13 protein-coding genes and 1 pseudogene are annotated in these 18117 nt (G+C 38.3%); 2 read left to right on the plus strand and 12 right to left on the minus strand.

From position 1 onward, the window contains the following. Positions 1–326: 326 nt before the first annotated feature. From ACB089_RS20415 to ACB089_RS20425, 3 genes are all read right to left on the minus strand, one after another. Positions 327–1904, minus strand: coding sequence for a peptide chain release factor 3 (locus ACB089_RS20415; protein WP_368636927.1), 1578 nt, complete (start codon positions 1902–1904; stop codon positions 327–329). Positions 1905–2153: 249 nt separating this feature from the next. Next, positions 2154–3620 carry a UDP-N-acetylmuramoyl-L-alanyl-D-glutamate--2,6-diaminopimelate ligase gene (locus ACB089_RS20420; RefSeq protein WP_374963678.1) on the minus strand — a complete coding sequence of 489 codons (1467 nt, stop codon included), beginning with the start codon at positions 3618–3620 and terminating at the stop codon, positions 2154–2156. A 335-nt stretch (positions 3621–3955) separates the two neighbouring features. Beyond that, the gene (locus ACB089_RS20425; RefSeq protein ID WP_374967604.1) at positions 3956–5344 is read right to left on the minus strand and encodes an aldehyde dehydrogenase; all 1389 of its coding nucleotides are present in this window, start codon (positions 5342–5344) and stop codon (positions 3956–3958) included. Positions 5345–5552: 208 nt separating this feature from the next. Between ACB089_RS20425 and ACB089_RS20430 the strand changes: the two genes are divergently transcribed. Further along, the gene (locus ACB089_RS20430) at positions 5553–5708 is read left to right on the plus strand and encodes a hypothetical protein (protein WP_374963679.1); all 156 of its coding nucleotides are present in this window, start codon (positions 5553–5555) and stop codon (positions 5706–5708) included. A 78-nt stretch (positions 5709–5786) separates the two neighbouring features. Here ACB089_RS20430 and ACB089_RS20435 read toward each other — a convergent pair whose 3' ends face one another. The 6 genes from ACB089_RS20435 to glpK all read right to left on the minus strand — a co-directional run bounded on the left by ACB089_RS20435 (position 5787) and on the right by glpK (position 14017). Beyond that, the gene (locus ACB089_RS20435) at positions 5787–7370 is read right to left on the minus strand and encodes an IS66 family transposase (RefSeq protein ID WP_374963680.1); all 1584 of its coding nucleotides are present in this window, start codon (positions 7368–7370) and stop codon (positions 5787–5789) included. A 63-nt stretch (positions 7371–7433) separates the two neighbouring features. After that, positions 7434–7787, minus strand: a complete 354-nt coding sequence (gene tnpB, locus ACB089_RS20440; RefSeq protein ID WP_374963681.1) for an IS66 family insertion sequence element accessory protein TnpB — start codon at positions 7785–7787, stop codon at positions 7434–7436. Continuing rightward, positions 7784–7978, minus strand: a complete 195-nt coding sequence (locus ACB089_RS20445) for a hypothetical protein (RefSeq protein WP_068982732.1) — start codon at positions 7976–7978, stop codon at positions 7784–7786. Before ACB089_RS20445 ends, tnpB begins: the two co-directional genes overlap by 4 nt. Positions 7979–8376: 398 nt before the next feature. Continuing rightward, complete coding sequence (gene lpdA, locus ACB089_RS20450) at positions 8377–9714, minus strand: dihydrolipoyl dehydrogenase (RefSeq protein ID WP_374963682.1); 1338 nt, start codon at positions 9712–9714, stop codon at positions 8377–8379. A 398-nt stretch (positions 9715–10112) separates the two neighbouring features. Continuing rightward, positions 10113–12194, minus strand: a complete 2082-nt coding sequence (locus ACB089_RS20455) for a catalase (protein ID WP_374963683.1) — start codon at positions 12192–12194, stop codon at positions 10113–10115. 326 nt (positions 12195–12520) lie between these two features. Continuing rightward, positions 12521–14017 (minus strand): glycerol kinase GlpK, encoded by a 1497-nt coding sequence (gene glpK / locus ACB089_RS20460; RefSeq protein ID WP_374963684.1) that lies wholly within the window; start codon positions 14015–14017, stop codon positions 12521–12523. Positions 14018–14061: 44 nt separating this feature from the next. On the opposite strand from glpK, the gene ACB089_RS20465 reads away from it, so the two are divergent. Further along, a complete protein-coding gene (locus ACB089_RS20465) occupies positions 14062–14367 on the plus strand; it encodes a hypothetical protein (RefSeq protein ID WP_374963685.1) in 306 nt (101 codons plus the stop codon). Between the two features lie 159 nt (positions 14368–14526). Here ACB089_RS20465 and ACB089_RS20470 read toward each other — a convergent pair whose 3' ends face one another. The 3 genes and pseudogenes from ACB089_RS20470 to ACB089_RS20480 all read right to left on the minus strand — a co-directional run bounded on the left by ACB089_RS20470 (position 14527) and on the right by ACB089_RS20480 (position 17864). After that, positions 14527–15330, minus strand: a complete 804-nt coding sequence (locus ACB089_RS20470) for an MIP/aquaporin family protein (protein ID WP_374963686.1) — start codon at positions 15328–15330, stop codon at positions 14527–14529. A gap of 152 nt (positions 15331–15482) precedes the next feature. Then, positions 15483–15972, minus strand: a pseudogene (locus tag ACB089_RS20475) (glycerol-3-phosphate responsive antiterminator). A 248-nt stretch (positions 15973–16220) separates the two neighbouring features. Beyond that, a complete protein-coding gene (locus ACB089_RS20480; protein WP_374963687.1) occupies positions 16221–17864 on the minus strand; it encodes a glycerol-3-phosphate dehydrogenase/oxidase in 1644 nt (547 codons plus the stop codon). Positions 17865–18117 lie beyond the last annotated feature (253 nt).

Raw genomic sequence — 18117 nt, forward strand, 5'->3', positions numbered from 1 at the left:
GTAGCGGCAGCAGAGGGTTTTGTTTGTGCGAAAGCGCAGCGTCAGCAACAGCACCGATGTTGGTCACGAAGGCGTTATCACAGGATGTGATGCTCTTAGTCTTCGTTCCTCTATCACTAATCCCCAAGGAGTCGCCCAGTCTCCACTCCAATCAACTTATATACGTAGCAACCGCTTTAACAAATGCTATCCCAACGTTTAGTGATGAGTCTATATATTTGTAAACAATCAGATTTGAATTTCCCAATACTATATATATTCTACATATAGCGCCAATTTTCCTTGTAAAAAAACACGAATCGCAACATGTCGATTCGTGTTTTTTCTTATAAAAGGCTATATAGTTTAATGTTTTCGTTTTTATCAGCAAACCAACGCATGGCAAATTCGTTTTCAAATAAGAAAACAAGATTATCAAAACGGTCTTTAACAAGCATTGAACGCCCTGAAGACATTGATTCTTTAACATCCTCTTCATTTTCAATCCAGCGTGCAATTTTTGAACCAATTGGTTCCATCCTCACTTCAACATTATATTCATTTTTCATACGATGCTCAAAAACTTCAAATTGTAATTGACCAACTGCTCCAAGAATAACTTCTTCTGTATGCAATGTTTTATAATATTGAATAGCGCCTTCTTGCACTAATTGTAAAATCCCTTTATGGAATTGCTTAGATTTCATAACATTTTTCGCAGTTACACGAACGAATAGCTCTGGCGTAAACTGTGGCAATTTTTCAAATTGGAATGTCTTTTTACCACCTACAACTGTGTCACCAATTTGATAAGTACCTGTGTCATATAAACCGATAATATCACCAGCAACAGCTTCATCTACAGTTTCACGGTCATCAGCAAGGAATTGTGTAGATTGTGTCACTTTGAATGATTTACCTGTACGAGATAAAGTCATGTTCATGCCACGCTCAAATTTACCAGATACGATACGTACAAAGGCAATACGGTCACGGTGAGCAGGATTCATATTCGCCTGAATTTTAAAGATGAAACCTGAAAACTCCCCATGCTCAACTGGATCAATAAATTGTTCATCCTCAGTAATACGAGGCTGTGGTGTTGGTGCAAATTGTAAATATGTTTCAAGGAATGTTTGCACACCAAAGTTTGTTAAAGCTGAACCGAAGAAAACAGGTGTTAATTCACCACGACGAATTTTTTCTTCAGAATACGCATTACCTGCTTCGTCGAGTAACATTATGTCGTCCATCGCTTGTGAATAATAAGAAGTCACTTTCATTGGGTGCTCGATTGCAAGTTCCCCATTATCATCAATTGGCAAGAAGCGTTCTTCTTCTTCCGTACGGAATTGCTCGATACGTTTATTGTAACGATCATAAATACCTAAAAACTCTTTACCCATACCAATTGGCCAGTTCATTGGGTATGCGTTAATGCCAAGTACTTCCTCAAGCTCTTCAATCAGCTCAAGTGGCTCTTTCCCTTGACGGTCTAGTTTATTGATAAAAGTAAAAATCGGAATACCACGCATTTTACAAACTTTGAACAGTTTTAAAGTTTGTGCTTCAATACCTTTAGCGGCATCGACAACCATGACAGCACTATCTACAGCCATTAATGTACGATACGTATCCTCCGAGAAATCTTGGTGACCAGGTGTGTCCAAAATATTGACACGTGATCCGTTATAATCGAATTGCATAACTGAAGAAGTTACAGAAATCCCACGTTGCTTTTCAATTTCCATCCAGTCAGAAGTTGCAAACTTACCTGTTTTTTTCCCTTTTACTGTACCGGCATCACGAATCGCGCCACCAAATAGTAAAAGCTTTTCTGTAATCGTCGTTTTCCCAGCATCAGGGTGACTGATAATGGCAAAAGTTCGACGTGATAATATATCTTGTTCTAAATTTGAATTCATCTCGTCATTCTCCTTTTTTCATACTTAATAATAATAAAAGAAGACTCGCCTTTCGCACAACCTTTTTACATGAAATCTCCAAAAAAGAGGTTCTTCTTAAAATAGAACCCAAAAGAAAACCCTTTAGTTATGACTAAAAGGGTTCTCTGAATGTCTTGAATTTATCACATTGTTGCATGTATGGCGGTCTCACATTCAAGTAGGCTCTACATATGGCACTAAGAGCAGCTTAATTGCAGATAATAGCTATTATACGAATTTTAAACGGCCCGCTTCTATTGCAATTTCCGCATCACTATGAGGATATTTTGTATTCTCAATAATTTGATAATCTTCATGACCTTTACCAGCAAAAATAATCAAATCTCCTGGTTCAGCAACTTCTATCGCATGACGTACTGCCTCAGCACGATCTCCTATACATGCAAAATTTTCATGTAACATCCCTTTGGCAAGATCACCTGTTATACTATCGTAGTTTTCATAACGTGGGTCATCTGTCGTCAAAATAACGTATTCAGCAGCTGATGCCTTTTCTGCCATTGCTGGACGTTTCGATTTATCACGATTGCCACCTGTACCAACTAGGAAAATAAGCTTGCCTTTTTTATATGGTTGAGCTGAAGAAATCGCTTTTTCAATTGCGTCAGGTGTATGTGCATAATCAACAAAAATCTGCACTGGTAAATCTGAGCAAACTTTTTCCATACGTCCCTTTACTGATGGTAATTGCTCAATTTGTTCAATGATTGTTTCCATTGAATAACCACGGCCATAAAAAGCAACCATAGCAGCAAGTACATTGTATATATTAAATTCCCCGAGTAAATTCATTTGTACATGATATATTCCCTCTGACATTTCAACGTCAAAAGATGTCTTGTAATCATGATACTCACAGTTAATAGCACGGAAATCAGCTGTTTCATTATTTAAACCATATGTCCATACTGGAAATGGTGTCATCGCCGCATAACGCTCTGACCAAGCATCATCAGCATTTAACACAACAAATTTATTCTTTTCTAAGTCTTGTCCAAGTTGAGAGAATAATAAGCCCTTCGCATGACCATATTCCTCCATCGTACCATGGAAATCAAGATGATCATGTGAAAGATTTGTAAAAATAGCTACATCATAATCTACACCAGCCAGACGTCCAAGTGATAAACCGTGCGAAGATACTTCCATAGTCATTAATCGGCAGCCTTCCATTTTTGCACGGAAAATCATTTGTTGCGTCGACAATGCATCACTCGTAGTATTTGCAGATTCATATAAAATACCATTTAAATTAAAGCCGATTGTTCCTGTTAGTGCTGATTTCTCGCCCATCCCATGCATGATGTTTTGAATAATACCAGTTACTGATGTTTTTCCATTTGTCCCTGTTACACCAATCATTGTCATATCCTTAGATGGATAATCAAAAAACTTTGCAGCTAGCAGGCCAACTGCTCGGTCCGTATCTTTCACAATCACCTGTGCAATAGTTTCTCCTAATGGTAATTTTCGTTCAGTCACAACGATTGTTGCGCCACCTTCAACAGCTTTCTGTGCATAGTCATGACCATCCACTGTATAACCTTTTATACAAACAAACATACTATTTGGTTGCACACTTCGTGAATCAATGACAATATCACTTACTTGGTCAGGTAATACTCCAATTATTTTTTTCAAAGGTAATGCACTTAACAATTCCTCTGCATACATTTCATAGTCCTCCAATCAATCTCTACACTCATTTCGTCATTTGTTGTTTTTTCGACAAAAAATGACAATATGAATACCCCCACATTCTATTGAATTTATTTTACTACTTATTCATCCATAAATAAAATGCCTCTTAGGACGTTTTTTCGATGAAAACGCTATCATTTTGATATATCTTAAATATTTCACTGAAATGTACCTAATTTATCAAAAATCGGCATTTATCGACAACTGTATTTTTTAATTCGAAGCTATATATCTGGAGAGCTTGTTTAAATGTCACTACTAAAAGTGAGGTGTCGAAGACCTTTTATGTCCCGACACCTCATTCTTGACTATTTCATAATAGTTCGTACAAGCTTAACTTTTTGTTTATACGGAGGAAATAGAATATTCGTCTCTACCTTTGAAGATTTTTTTAATATAGATTTTGGGTGAGTAAAGTTATCAAAACTTGCCTTCCCGTGATACGCTTTTACCCCTGATGAACCAACACCGCCAAATGGTAAATGTAAATTTCCAACATGTGTAATCGTGTCATTAATACATCCGCCACCGAATGGTAATTCCTCTAAAAAGTACTGAATAGCTTTCTCATGCTCTGAGAAAAAATATGCCGCTAAAGGCTTTGGTAACTGACGAACTTGGTGAATAGCAAGCGGCAAATCATCATACAACATCACAGGTAAAATCGGACCAAATAGTTCATCCTGCATTGAAGGATTTGACCATTTCACATATTCAACAATTGTAGGCTCAATATATAAATCATCTCGATCTGTTCTACCACCAAACGTAATTGCATCACGTTCTTCCGTTATTATTTGCTGTAATCGATCAAATTGTCTTAAATTCACAATACGACCATAGTCAGGGCTTTTTAATGCATTTTTACCATAGAAGGCACGAAGCGTTTCTTTCAATAATTTCATAAATCGGTCATAGACATCTTTATGGACAAGGACATAATCTGGTGCCACACAAGTTTGTCCGGTATTTGAGAATTTACCCCAAGCAATTCTTTTCGCTGCTACTTCTAAATTGGCTGTTTGATCGACAATTGCCGGACTTTTCCCACCAAGTTCTAAGGCAATCGGTGTTAATCGTTCTGCAGCTGCCTTTGCAACAACCTTCCCAACTGCCACACTTCCTGTGAAAAATATATAGTCAAAGGATGCATGAATAAGTGCCGTCACTTCTTCTTTTTCTCCTTCTACAACACGCACATAGGAAGGACTAAACGTTTCTTCAATTATTTTTTTAACAATTACTGCTGTATGCACAGATGTTTCGGATGGTTTTACAATAGCCGTATTGCCACCAATAATTGCACCGATTAATGGCTCCATTACGAGCTGGAATGGATAATTGAATGGGCCAATAATTAATGTCACTCCATATGGCTCTCGAACAATAAAGCTTTTCCCCATCTGAAATTGAATTGGTGTTTTTACAACTTCTGGTTTCATCCATTCTTCAACATGCTTTACCATATAAGAAATACTATCTAAAACAATACCAACTTCTGTTGCATATGCCTCAAACTCACTCTTTCGTAAATCTAAATGTAAAGCATTCAAAATTTCTTTTTCATATTTTAAAATTGATTTCTTCAGATTTATTAATTGCTCTTTTCGAAATTTTGTACTCTTAGTCGCTCGTGAAAAATAAAATTGACGCTGTTCTGTAATCATATTCTCTACGTCTTGTGGCGTAAAATTCATCATAAAGCACCCCTTTTTTAAAAATGGCATACATAGTTTTTTCATTTTGAAACAAACTATCTTTGTCTATACGATACAACATTGAAAGCAAAAATTCCTCTTTCTTATATTAGTTATGAGGTGATGAGGTAATGAATGTAGCTAAGATGGTTTGTGATTTTTGGAAATTTACAACTACATATTGAAAAAGAAACGGGGGCGTAGATGAATGACAACAACAACAGGAACTTGGTGGGAGTCTATTTTTTCTGGACCATTAGCGCACGGTATTAGTGAAGAAAAATTATTGCTATTGCAAGATGAGGCTTTCTTATATCTCTCTACAACATCAGTTGAGAAAAACCAAGAACTTGATACAAAGTAAGCCCGAAATATAAAAAAAGCGCACCTTCTCGGTACGCACGACGAATGGCCATCTATCCTATTTTTTTCGGATAGATGGCTATTTTGCACATGTGACTTGGATTTTTTTCGACCAAGGCATGTAATTATTTAAAATCTCTGGTTGTTGGTGAATCGGTAAATTTGGCAATTCTGTCATTAACGTCACTAGGTATTGATAGAAATCGATGCCGTTTGCTTTTGCCGTTTCAGCCAAACTTAAACAGATCGCATTTGCTTTAGCGCCTGCTTCACTAACAGAGAAAAGCCAGTTCTTACGACCGATCACATTTGGACGAATCGCATTTTCAGCTGGATTATTATCGATTTCAATTCGACCATCGTATAGAAAAGCCTTTAATCCGTGTACACGATTTAATGTGTATTCGGCTGCTTTTGCGAGCGCATTTTTCCCGAAGAAAGGCGATTCGTCAACCCATTTTAGAAACTTCTCTACAATCGGCTTTGAATGTTTTTGCCTTGCTTTTCGGCGTTTACCTGGTGAAAGATGCTTGAATTGACGTTCTAGGTGATACAGTTGATCACAGTAATCCACGCCAATTTGCCCGTTTTTGCTATTGGCTTTCAGCCAATAACGCCGCACATGCGCCCAACAATTGGCGAACGTGACATCAGGTAGATTACCATATGCCGAATAACCATCACAAATCACGGTTCCTTTAAAGCCTTCTGTAAATTCTACTAGTACAGAACGACTTCTCGATAATGCACTTTGAAAAAGAACGATGATCGGTCCTTGACTTGGCACACTTCGGAACACCCAATTATAGGCGTTCGATTGACCGGATTTTCCGTCTGAACGATTGATTATTTGCGCATAGGTTTCATCCACATGTAGAACAGATTTTGCTGTTAATGTCTGCTTCATCTGTTCATAAATCGGTAGAAGCCAATCTTCAGCTGCACGGATTACCCAGTTTGATAAGTTCTTATCATTCGTAAGCAGGCCATATCGTTCCCACTCCTTTACCTGACGGTAAAGAGGTAAGTATTGGATGAACTTATCATAGATGAGTTTTGCTAGAACGGTAGGTCCCGCAATGCTTCGCTGAATGGCAGCTTGTGAAGCTTTCCCTCGTTTCATTTGTGCCTTTTGTGTGGCATCCATTTTACAGTGCTTGCACTCGTAGGCATGTTCAATATGCTGGATGCGCATCATTTTTGCCGGAATAAATTTTGCTTCTTCACGCGCAATAGTTGTACCGGCTTCGGTCATTTGGCCAAGGCAACAGTCGCATTGTGTATTGGTGGGGTGATGATGAATTTCTTCTATTTCAATTCCTTCATGAAAAGAATCATTCCGTTTTTTCTTATGTAGTTTACGGTTAACAGTGTAAGTAATCGTCGCTGTGCTTTGTTCTTCTGTGTGCTCAGATTCGTTAAAAGACGGATCGTCATCGAATAAAGAGCCTTGTCCGTCTGGTGCTTGATACTTTGATTTTTCCGATTTTGAACCGTACAAAGCCTTGGTTAATTGGCGAACTTGTTCTGTTAACACTTCGATTTGTTTCAATGATTGATCCAACTTCTTTGTCAGTTCATTGTTTTGCTGATTTGAATGAGCCAATTGTTGCTCAAGTAATTGAATGAATCGTTCATTTTGGTCAGAAGATACGTTACCCACTGTATTCACCACATTTCCGTTCAGTATAAGTTATGGATGATTATACCATTTTAATAGGTGAGTTTAAAAGACACCTTTTTCAGATTTCGTAATCGCTTTTGGCTGCTGAAGCGATAAACCTTCTAAAAGCCAGCGAAGTTCCTTTTGTGAAAGGTTACGTACTTCCTTTTCATCTTTTGGCCATTGCAGTTTGCCATTATCTAATCGTTTATAAAGTATGGCGAAGCCATCTCCATCAAAATACAAACATTTATAACGGTCTTTACTCGTTCCAGAAAATAAGAAGATGGAATCACTATATGGATCGAGTTTAAAAGAATCCTGAATGAGTGCTGCGAGACCGTCGATACCTTTACGCATATCGGTCTTACCGCAAATAATGTAGATGTTCTGCACGCTCGTAAAATCTTGCTTCATTGATTATTCAACTCCTTCAGGATCGTTTGGATGATGCGCTCATCTACGCCATTAAAGAAGGAAATTTCAGCACTAGTTGTTTTAATGATGCAGCTCGGCTCAGGAGAGTTTTGTGGTGAAGTTGTTGATGAAGAGTTGTCAGTGATCGGATCTAGTGTCACAGGGACAATTGTCAGTTTGGTAGTTGACATAAAGAAGCACCTCCTCTAATTTGATACATTTATCATCGTACCGGAGGTGCCTGGTTGTTTATATGCGTTATTTGATTACGGGCTTACGATACAAATTAAAAATAGCGCATTATAGGCGGTTATTTCCTATAATGCGCTATTTTGTAGACTTGATACTTATTTCTCTTACATGTATTTTTAGCCTTCAATTTTCTACTGTGCTCGCTCTATCGTCTCATTTGCGACAACGATTCCCAAAACAAATTAAAAAAGCCTCTATGTTTACAGACGGGTGCATACCCCGTTACGTAAAATAGAAGCTTCTAGATGTCTAGTCAACTCAAGTTTTAATACCAAGTAATCTTAAGAATTTAATTCAACATACTAACTAACATGTAAAGTCAATAAATTTTAAACTTTTATTGATGAATGGCTTTGTCAAAAAAAGCTTTTGCAGCATCCCCAATATGCTCTGAAACTGTAGGGTGTGGGAAAATCATATTTGCGAGCGTATGGACAGTGCCTCCAGCATTTTTAGTAGCTAAAATAGCATTTAACATTTCTGTTGCCCCATCAGCAACAACACATGCTCCTAAAATACGTCCTTCCTTTTTCGTTGCAATAAGCTTAATAAAACCTCCTGTATTCCCTTCCATTAATGCTTTAGGATTTGTCTGTAAAGGCATTTGAGTCACCGTATAAGGTTCTTCAACCTGCTCTTCCAGTAAACCAAATGTTGCAATTTCAGGATGTGTATACACACAACGAGGAATCAACGTTTGATCAATCAGTGCCGGCTTATTTCCTAAAATATGATCCACAACATGAATTCCCTCTGCACTCGCTGAGTGAGCTAGCTGGTAACCACCAACTAAGTCGCCTATGGCATATATGTGTGGCTGACTTGTTTCAAGATGCTCATTGACAGCAATCAATCGACCATCGAATGCTAGACCAAGCTGCTGAGCGATTTCTGTATTTGGACGTCGACCTGTTGCAAACAAAAGATTTTCATATGTATAAATGCCTTTAGATGTATGAATTTCATTACCATTAAAATGCTCGAATTGAAAATCTGTTACAAGCTCAATACCCAGCTTTTCCATCTTTTCGCGAATAACCGGTCGTGCATCCGGTTCTTCTGTCTGTAAAATATCCTCACTATGATTTAGCATCATCACCTTCGTTCCTAGTGGTGCCAGGCTAAATGCCATCTCCACAGCAATAACGCCACCACCAATTATTGTTAACTGCTTTGGCAACTCCTCAATATCAAAAAACGTATCCGTTGTAAAATATGAAGACGTCTCTAAACCTTTAAATGGCGGGACAAATGGTTTACTTCCTGTTGCTAAAATGATATCCGTTGCAGTAAAGGACTCACTTCCAGCAGTTACAGTTAAATCCTTAGCTACTGCTGCTTCTCCTCGATAAAAGGTAATTTGATTGCTCAAAATATAATTCTCAATATTCGTTAAAAGCTCATCAACAATAGCATCTTTACGTTTCATTAATCGCGGGAAATTCACATGTACTGTAGGAGTTTCAATTCCCCAGTCATTACCACGTTTTATTTCCTGAATAAGCTTGCTATGCTCCAATAAAATTTTCGAAGGAATACAGCCGACATTATAGCAGGCTCCCCCTACTTTATCGCGCTCCACTAAAGCGACCTTCTTGCCGCATTTTGCTGCATGAATGGCTGCCACGTATCCCCCTGGACCTGCGCCAACAATTGCAATATCAAATTTTTCCACGAAATTCACCTCATTTACCACCATAGCATTTACAAAATTTGAATGCAATGCCATATAATTTGCAGGCGTTTAGCAACATTTTGTCTACTTCAAGATGTTACTGTAAAAGGAAAATTTGTATGGCCTCAGATATTTTTATTGTCAATCAATCATACCTCTGCATAATTATGTCTGAAATCGGCTGAATGCATGAGTCCAACAGATGTTTTTTGTTAAAACGTTAAGGTACAACATTCAAAAATCTCTCATTATTCTTTATTGAACAACGAGAGACTTAAATTTTCACTATGATGGATGAAGTATTTCATAGAAAATCTAAAGCAAAGGTTTTCGATAGGGTACCGTACCTTTACGTGGATATTTACTGTGCTTTCGCGGATATTCCCTTGCTCCGAGGGTTAATAAATATTACGTTGCCAAAAGCGTTGCTGGGCAATGGCATCTACAAATTTTTTAGCGAAATCTTTGTTGCCAGTTGCCAACACAATTCCTGGTCCTACATTAGCATTGGACATATTAAAAAATATAGTACCAGATGTGGCAATGCCGATCGGTTTATAATGTCTATACGCTTCATTAATATAATTTACAATATACGAATTAAACTTTGCTTGATTGTTTGCCTTTACACCTACAACATATAATGAATCGAATAGTACCGCATCCGTCGTAATAAATGTGTCACTTGCTGTTAACTGTACGCCATCACTGCTAGTAACAACCCCTAATCTGTCAGAAATAATATTGTACCGAACACCTTGTCTTGTTAAATATTTCAGCACTTCTCCGACTTCATTTGCGTCAAATCCATCACCTATTAGTACACCTACTTTTAGTGTTTGTGGCACTTTTACTGTATTAGCTTGGCTAAGTGCAGGTGATGATAACGTGACATTTATTTGCTCCCCTTTTGGCCGATTAACACCAATATTATCAGCTACAGTTGTTGCCATTGCTTTATCCACTCGAACGAACATATCAACAACCTGTTGGCGTACTGACTTACTTTTTACCTTCCCTACCTCAAAGCTGAAGGCATCGATGATATGTTGTTTTTCAGGAGGTGACATACTATTCCAAAAAAGCCTTGCCTGTGAGAAATGATTATCAAAAGATTTACTGCGTGCTCGTGTAATCCGTCCTTCAACCTTTTCTTCATAATGGACATAGCCGCCCTCCCTTGCAGTAGAGGTAGAAGGTGTATTATTTGCGAGAGAATTTTTATGATAGCTTACTCTCCCAACATTAATAGTTTGTCGACTAAAGCCATTGCGTTGATTATTATGAATTGGACACACAGGTCGGTTAATTGGTATTTCACTAAAGTTTGGTCCACCTAATCGTATGAGCTGTGTATCTAAATAAGAAAATAGCCGCCCTTGTAGTAGTGGGTCATTTGTAAAATCGATGCCTGGCACAACATTGCCGGGATGGAAGGCGACTTGCTCTGTTTCAGCAAAAACATTATCTACATTGCGATTCAAGGTCATTTTCCCAATCTTTTTAACTGGCACTATCTCCTCCGGCCAAAGCTTCGTTGCATCCAATATATCAAAATCAAATTTAAATTCGTCCTCTGGCTCAAGCATCTGTATACCAAGCTCATATTCTGGATAATCGCCAATCTCAATTGATTCCCACAAATCACGTCGGTGAAAATCTGGATCCTTTCCAGCAATAATTTGCGCTTCATCCCAAACAAGTGAATGAACACCTAGCACAGGCTTCCAATGAAATTTCACAAATCTGGACTTTCCTTTATCATTGACGAAACGAAAAGCATGAACACCGAAGCCTTCTATCATTCGAAAACTTCTAGGTATTGTTCGATCAGACATATGCCACATAATCATATGTGCAATTTCCTGATTGTTCGCCACAAAATCCCAAAATGTATCGTGCGCTGAAGCTGCTTGTGGCATTTCATTGTGAGGCTCAGGCTTTACCGCGTGAATTAAATCAGGAAATTTAATGGCGTCTTGAATAAAAAATACAGGTATATTATTACCAACTAAATCATAATTGCCTTCATCCGTGTAGAATTTCGTCGCAAACCCACGAACATCTCGTGCAGTATCCATCGATCCTAAGCTGCCAACTACAGTCGAGAATCTGACAAAAACCGGTGTTTTCTTATTTGGATCCTGTAAAAAACCCGCCTTTGTATATTCTTTCATCGACTCATACAGCTCAAATTCCCCATGTGCAGCAAAGCCTCTCGCATGTACAACACGCTCTGGAATACGTTCATGGTCAAAATGTGTCATTTTTTCTCGAAAGTGAAAATCCTCCATAATGGTTGGCCCACGAACTCCAGCCTTCAACGAATCCTCATCATTCGAAACTTTTAGCCCCTGATTCGTTGTCATCTTTTTTCCTTCATTATCGACACGAAACGGCTCTAGCTGCTGATCCTTTGCATTCTCATCTGAATTTTTGCGCTGATTCGACTTAGAATTATCCACGCAATCCCCTTTCATTCCAATACTCATAATTCTCAATATACACTATATGTTTTTTTTGAATAAACATGCTTCAAGATTGTTGCTATAGTAGAAATACGACTCGGCACTAAGGGCATGCCGAAAAGTAGAGGTTTCAAAAAAGTCCGCTAAACAGTGACTTAAAGTTAATATCGAAGTGGTGATAGAATAATTTCTTATTAATAAATAAAACCTTGATTGGCAAATGAAGTAACCCCAAAAGTTAAATTGTTTGTCTAACAATCCGGGATCTGCCTCAAATTAGCCTATCAAGGTTTTTTATCACTATTCAGCTATCTTTTAAATCCATCCTATTAATCTAATTATTTAAACGCTTGAGCAGCTGTTACAGCTTTTTTCCAACCTGCATAAATTTCTTCACGAAGTGATTCATCCATATCAGGTGTGAATTGACGTTCTAAATTCCAATACTCACTAATTTCATCTGTTGATTCCCAGAAGCCAACTGCTATACCTGCTAAATATGCAGCACCTAAAGCAGTTGTTTCGTTAATAACCGGACGATCAACGGGAACATTTAATAAGTCTGCTTGGAATTGCATTAAGAAATTGTTTGCAACAGCGCCACCATCTACACGTAATTTTGTTAGTGGAATATTTGCATCTGCTTCCATTGCGCTAAGTACGTCTTTTGTTTGATAAGCTAATGATTCTAATGTTGCACGTACAAAATGTTCTTTAGATGTACCACGGGTTAAACCGAAGACAGCACCTCGTACATCAGAATCCCAATAAGGCGTTCCTAAACCAACGAATGCAGGAACTACATAAACGCCATCAGTTGACTTCACACGTTCAGCATATTGCTCAGAATCAGTGGCAGAGCGGAACATTCGTAAGCCATCGCGTAACCATTGAATAGCAGAGCCAGCTACGAAAATACTTCCTTCTAAAGCATAAGTCACCTTGCCATTTAAGCCCCAAGCTAGCGTAGTCAATAAGCCATTCTCTGATTTCACTGCCTTTTCACCAGTGTTCATCAACATAAAGCAGCCTGTACCATAAGTGTTTTTTACCATGCCTTCATCAAAGCAAGCCTGACCAAATAGAGCAGCTTGTTGATCACCCGCAGCCCCAGCAATCGGAACAGCAGAGCCGAAGAACAGAGCTTCTTCCGTATAACCATATACTTCTGAAGAAGGGCGAACCTCTGGCAGCATGGAAGCAGGAACGCCTAAAATATTTAATAATTCCTCATCCCATTTTAAATCATAAATGTTATACATTAATGTACGAGAAGCATTTGAATAATCCGTTACATGTACTTTACCACCAGTCAACTTCCATATTAACCATGTATCAATTGTGCCGAATAGTAAGTCCCCTGCTTCTGCTTTTTCACGAGCACCTTTAACATTGTCTAAAATCCATTTTACTTTTGTGCCTGAGAAATATGCGTCGATTAATAAACCTGTTTTATCACGGAATAAGTCATTGTAACCATTTGCTTTCAATTCTTCACAAATAGCGTTCGTTTGGCGTGATTGCCATACAATTGCATTATAGATTGGCTTCCCTGTAGTTTTATCCCAAACAACTGTTGTTTCGCGTTGGTTTGTAATACCGATCCCAGCAATTTGATTTGAATCAATATTTTTTGCAGAAAGCGCTGTAGCGATACAAGACAGAATAGACGACCAAATTTCTTCTGCATTATGTTCAACCCATCCAGATTGTGGGAAATATTGTTGGAATTCTTGTTGTGCACTATGGAGAATGCTCCCTTTTTCATCAAACAAAATAGCACGTGAGCTTGTTGTACCTTGATCTAAAGCTAAAATATATTTTTTTTCTGACATCGGTCATACCTCCAAATATTTTTTAATTTCTTTCAGCAAGTGTTTTGGTAGCGAAAGCGAAGCGTCAGCTACAATTATTTTCTGTAGCGAAAGCGAAGCGTCAGCTACAATTATTTTCTGTAGCGAAAGCGAAGCGTCAGCTACAATTATTTTCTGTAGCGAAAGCGAAGCGTCAGCTACAATTATTTTCTGTAGCGAAAGCGAAGCGTCAGCTACAATTATTTTCTGTAGCGAAAGCGAAGCGTCAGCTACAAAAGTCCCCTACCTCTATAGGTGGTGAGATGAATGCGGATTTAAGCTACTTTTCACGGATGTCACGGAATCGGAAAGGCGTTCTTAAAGGATGTTAGCCTAAAATCATCGCATCCATGCGATAACGGCTAACTGACCTGCATCGGTAAAAACGCCACGTCCTGTGGCATTACCGAAATGACCGACATCGTGTCGGCCCTCGTACAGGCCTAAGCACAAAGCCGATTTCGGACGCAATTATGCTGAGGCATAATGATTTACGCTTCACTTTTAACATTTTTCACTGTCATTTGAGCACCGATAAAAATAATAGCTACGATAATAGCAAGCAACCAGAATGCAATACTATTTTTCCCCTCAAAAATTTGTTGGAAAAATAGGGCACCGAATGTACCACCGATCATTGGACCAACAATTGGCACCCATGCATATGACCATCCCGAGTCACGTTTCCCTGGTATTGGTAAGAAAAAGTGAGCGATACGTGGACCTAAGTCACGTGCAGGGTTAATTGCATAACCAGTAGGCCCCCCTAATGCCATCCCGATGGCTACAATTAGCATACCAACTAGAAATGGATTTAAGCCATCAGTAATTGTATTTGTTCCTAATGCTAGAATACCTAAAACAAGTATAAATGTACCAATCATTTCGGAAATTAAATTTGATAATGGATGTTTAATGGCAGGCATTGTAGAAAATACAGCCAGTTTTGCATCTGGATCTTTCGTACCTTTCCAATGTGGTAAATACATAAAATAAACAAGTACCCCACCTAAAAAACCACCAATCAATTGTGCAACAATATAAGCAGGTACGTCTTCCCATGGGAAATTGCCAATTGAAGCAAGCGCGATTGTCAACGCAGGATTCAAGTGAGCGCCACTAATACCGCCTACAGCATATGCAGCCATCGCCACACCTAGACCCCAGGCGAAGGTAATCACTACCCATCCACCGCCAAAACCTTTCGATTTGTGCAGTGATACACCCGCAACAACACCACCACCGAATAAAATAAGAATCATCGTGCCGACAAGTTCCGCTGTTAATACAGACATATAAAAAACCCCCTTTGTTTTTAATACACCTAAAAAAACAAACCCACACTTAAACAAACTGCATACTAGCAGTTGAATAAATGTGGGTTCCTTTTCCTAACCACGCGCTTGAACTTACGTACATTCTAGAAAAAGTAACCCACATAATCAACTTATTGTTTAAAATTTTCCCATAAATCTTTGTTTGATGGCGTAATGGCCACTGCACCAGCTGATAGCGCCTCCTCTATACTTTCCACTGTGCGAACTAGTCCACCTGTAATAACAGGGATTTTTGTACGTTGATGAACTTCAGAAATCATTGAAAGGCTTTTTTCAAACGCAATCGTATCAATTAAAAAGACACGCTGAATAGCCATAATTCCACTAGATTTCGCCTTTATTAACATATTCGATTGAGTGGAAATAATGCCTGCTGGACGGATATCATTGCAAAAAAAATCAGCTGCAAAATTATCGTTTTTAATTAAATCTGCATGAATATAACTTTTTAGCGTTACGATCTGCCCCGTGCTTGATTGACATAAGTAAACTAATATGCACTTCTAGTAGAACAATGTATTCGAATCGACTATTTAATACCTCCTCAAATTGCTTTACTGTACGTGCAGCGGGAATAATTTGTTGATTATTAAAATTCATTTGATTACCCCTCTGTATAAAAAGTCCGTCATAAAATATCTAGCATATTTGTATACGGTAAAATCCTTCTTACTTTCCGCGGCAAGGCAAAAGCGCATCGCTGTGCTCCTGCCGCTATGTTTCCCCTCATGCTTCGTCGCAAAAATGTGCTCCTGCCGCTACGTTTCTCTCATGCTTTGTCGCACATACAAAAGTCTACGTGGATTTCCACCAAAATATATCTACTTTTAGGACAGCTCCTCATTTTTTTATAATGCAGTTGTGGCTCTTGTTATTTCTGTATTTAAATCTTTTTCATATTGCTCACGTTGCTCAGTAGACCAATTTAATTGTTTTGCCATTTCCTCTATTACTGCATCTTTGTACTTCTTCACAAGCGCGATATTAAAGAACATATAGGCTGTACGACGAATTATAAAATCGTTTGGATGAACAACCATTTCATGATGAATCCCATATAGTAACTGAGCATAGAGCATTTGAGGTAAAACAGCATGTTTTTCTTTTACATATTCAAAAACAATGTCAACATTTGACCCGTAATGATGTGCTAAATGTTTTGCTTCCGCTTCAGATAATCCCATATCAATGCCCATTTTTGTTCGTTTAGATGCGAATGCATGGAAGTTTTTGGAGCCACCAACATCTCCACCAGAAATATGAATATGCTTTGTATAACATGGTTTAGATGTAACCCCAAATTGTTGTTCTAAATCTTGCGTAATCTTATTTAAGACAATTTCAGCCATTTTACGATAACCTGTTAATTTACCGCCAGCGATTGTCACAAGTCCTGAAGAAGATTCCCATACTTCGTCCTTACGAGAAATTTCAGAAGGATTCTTACCGTCCTCATGAATTAATGGACGAACACCTGCCCAGCTTGATTCGATATCTTCATCAGTGACATGAACTTTTGGAAACATGTAATGAATTGCCTTCATCATATAATCACGATCTTCTTGCTGAATATTCATTTCACGTGCATCGCCTTGATAAAATGTATCTGTCGTTCCAACATATGTTTTCCCATCACGAGGGATCGCAAATACCATGCGGCCATCAGGCGTATCAAAATATACAGCTTGGTGTAATGGGAATTTGGATTCATCAAAAACGATATGCACACCTTTCGATAAAATTAAATGTTTACCATTTTGTTTCCCTTCGATATGACGAACATCGTCTACCCACGGGCCAGCAGCATTAACTACCTTTTTAGCACAAATCGTAAACATGTTATAGGCAATCAAATCTTGTGCTACGATTCCATTAATTTTCTTCTGGTCATTGTATAAAAAGTTTTCTGCCTTTGTATAGTTTATAAGTGTAGCTCCTTTTTCGATGGCAGCTTTGGCAACTTCGACTGTCAGACGCGCATCATCTGTACGATATTCTACATATACTCCTCCGCCACGTAATTCCTCAGCTTTGACCAAAGGTTCTTTTTCAATGGTTTTTGCAGCATTTAACATATAACGACGTTCAGAACGTTTAACACCTGCTAAAAAGTCATAGACACGTAAGCCAATATTCGTTGAGAATTTGCCAAATGTGCCTCCTTTATGGAACGGGAGTAGCATCCATACAGGAGTTGTTACATGAGGTCCATTTTCATAAACAATCGCACGCTCTTTCCCTAAATCTGCAACCTCTTTTATCTCAAATTGTTTTAAATAACGAAGCCCCCCGTGTACTAATTTTGTCGAGCGACTAGAAGTACCAGCGGCGAAATCTTGCATTTCAACTAATGCTACAGATAAACCGCGGGCAACTGCATCAAGCGCGATACCACATCCTGTAATACCGCCACCGATGACCAATAAATCGTATTCTTTACTTTGTAATTCCTCAATCGATTGTTGACGTTGTATTGCTGAAGCTGTGCTCATAATGAATATCCTCCTTATTAAGAACGAAAAAAGAGACCATTAAAAGCATATGCACGAAATGTACAAATGTTTTTTAATGGTCTCTCAGTCGCTCAAACCTTTTATTAACATGTAGTGTGTTTAAATAGGAAAGGCAAGTTAGATAATCGGAAGAATAACGACTAAAAAATATACTTTTCAATCATTTATGGGGGGCAAGATGTATCATATGTTCAGTTCAATTGTCATAGCTTTCTGATCTTATTTATTCCCG

The sequence above is a fragment of the Lysinibacillus sp. RS10 genome, assembly GCF_041956855.1.
Taxonomy (GTDB): Bacteria; Bacillota; Bacilli; order Bacillales_A; family Planococcaceae; genus Lysinibacillus; species Lysinibacillus xylanilyticus_A.

What these genes read in the sequence shown, in the direction of transcription:
- ACB089_RS20445 (WP_068982732.1), bottom strand. Translation starts at nt 7,978, where the DNA reads ATGTCAACTACCAAACTGACAATTGTCCCTGTGACACTAGATCCGATC.
- ACB089_RS20420 (WP_374963678.1), bottom strand. Translation starts at nt 3,620, where the DNA reads ATGTATGCAGAGGAATTGTTAAGTGCATTACCTTTGAAAAAAATAATT.
- ACB089_RS20425 (WP_374967604.1), bottom strand. Translation starts at nt 5,344, where the DNA reads ATGAATTTTACGCCACAAGACGTAGAGAATATGATTACAGAACAGCGT.
- ACB089_RS20430 (WP_374963679.1), top strand. Translation starts at nt 5,553, where the DNA reads ATGACAACAACAACAGGAACTTGGTGGGAGTCTATTTTTTCTGGACCA.
- ACB089_RS20455 (WP_374963683.1), bottom strand. Translation starts at nt 12,194, where the DNA reads ATGAAAGGGGATTGCGTGGATAATTCTAAGTCGAATCAGCGCAAAAAT.
- glpK (WP_374963684.1), bottom strand. Translation starts at nt 14,017, where the DNA reads ATGTCAGAAAAAAAATATATTTTAGCTTTAGATCAAGGTACAACAAGC.
- tnpB (WP_374963681.1), bottom strand. Translation starts at nt 7,787, where the DNA reads ATGAAGCAAGATTTTACGAGCGTGCAGAACATCTACATTATTTGCGGT.
- ACB089_RS20415 (WP_368636927.1), bottom strand. Translation starts at nt 1,904, where the DNA reads ATGAATTCAAATTTAGAACAAGATATATTATCACGTCGAACTTTTGCC.
- ACB089_RS20480 (WP_374963687.1), bottom strand. Translation starts at nt 17,864, where the DNA reads ATGAGCACAGCTTCAGCAATACAACGTCAACAATCGATTGAGGAATTA.
- ACB089_RS20470 (WP_374963686.1), bottom strand. Translation starts at nt 15,330, where the DNA reads ATGTCTGTATTAACAGCGGAACTTGTCGGCACGATGATTCTTATTTTA.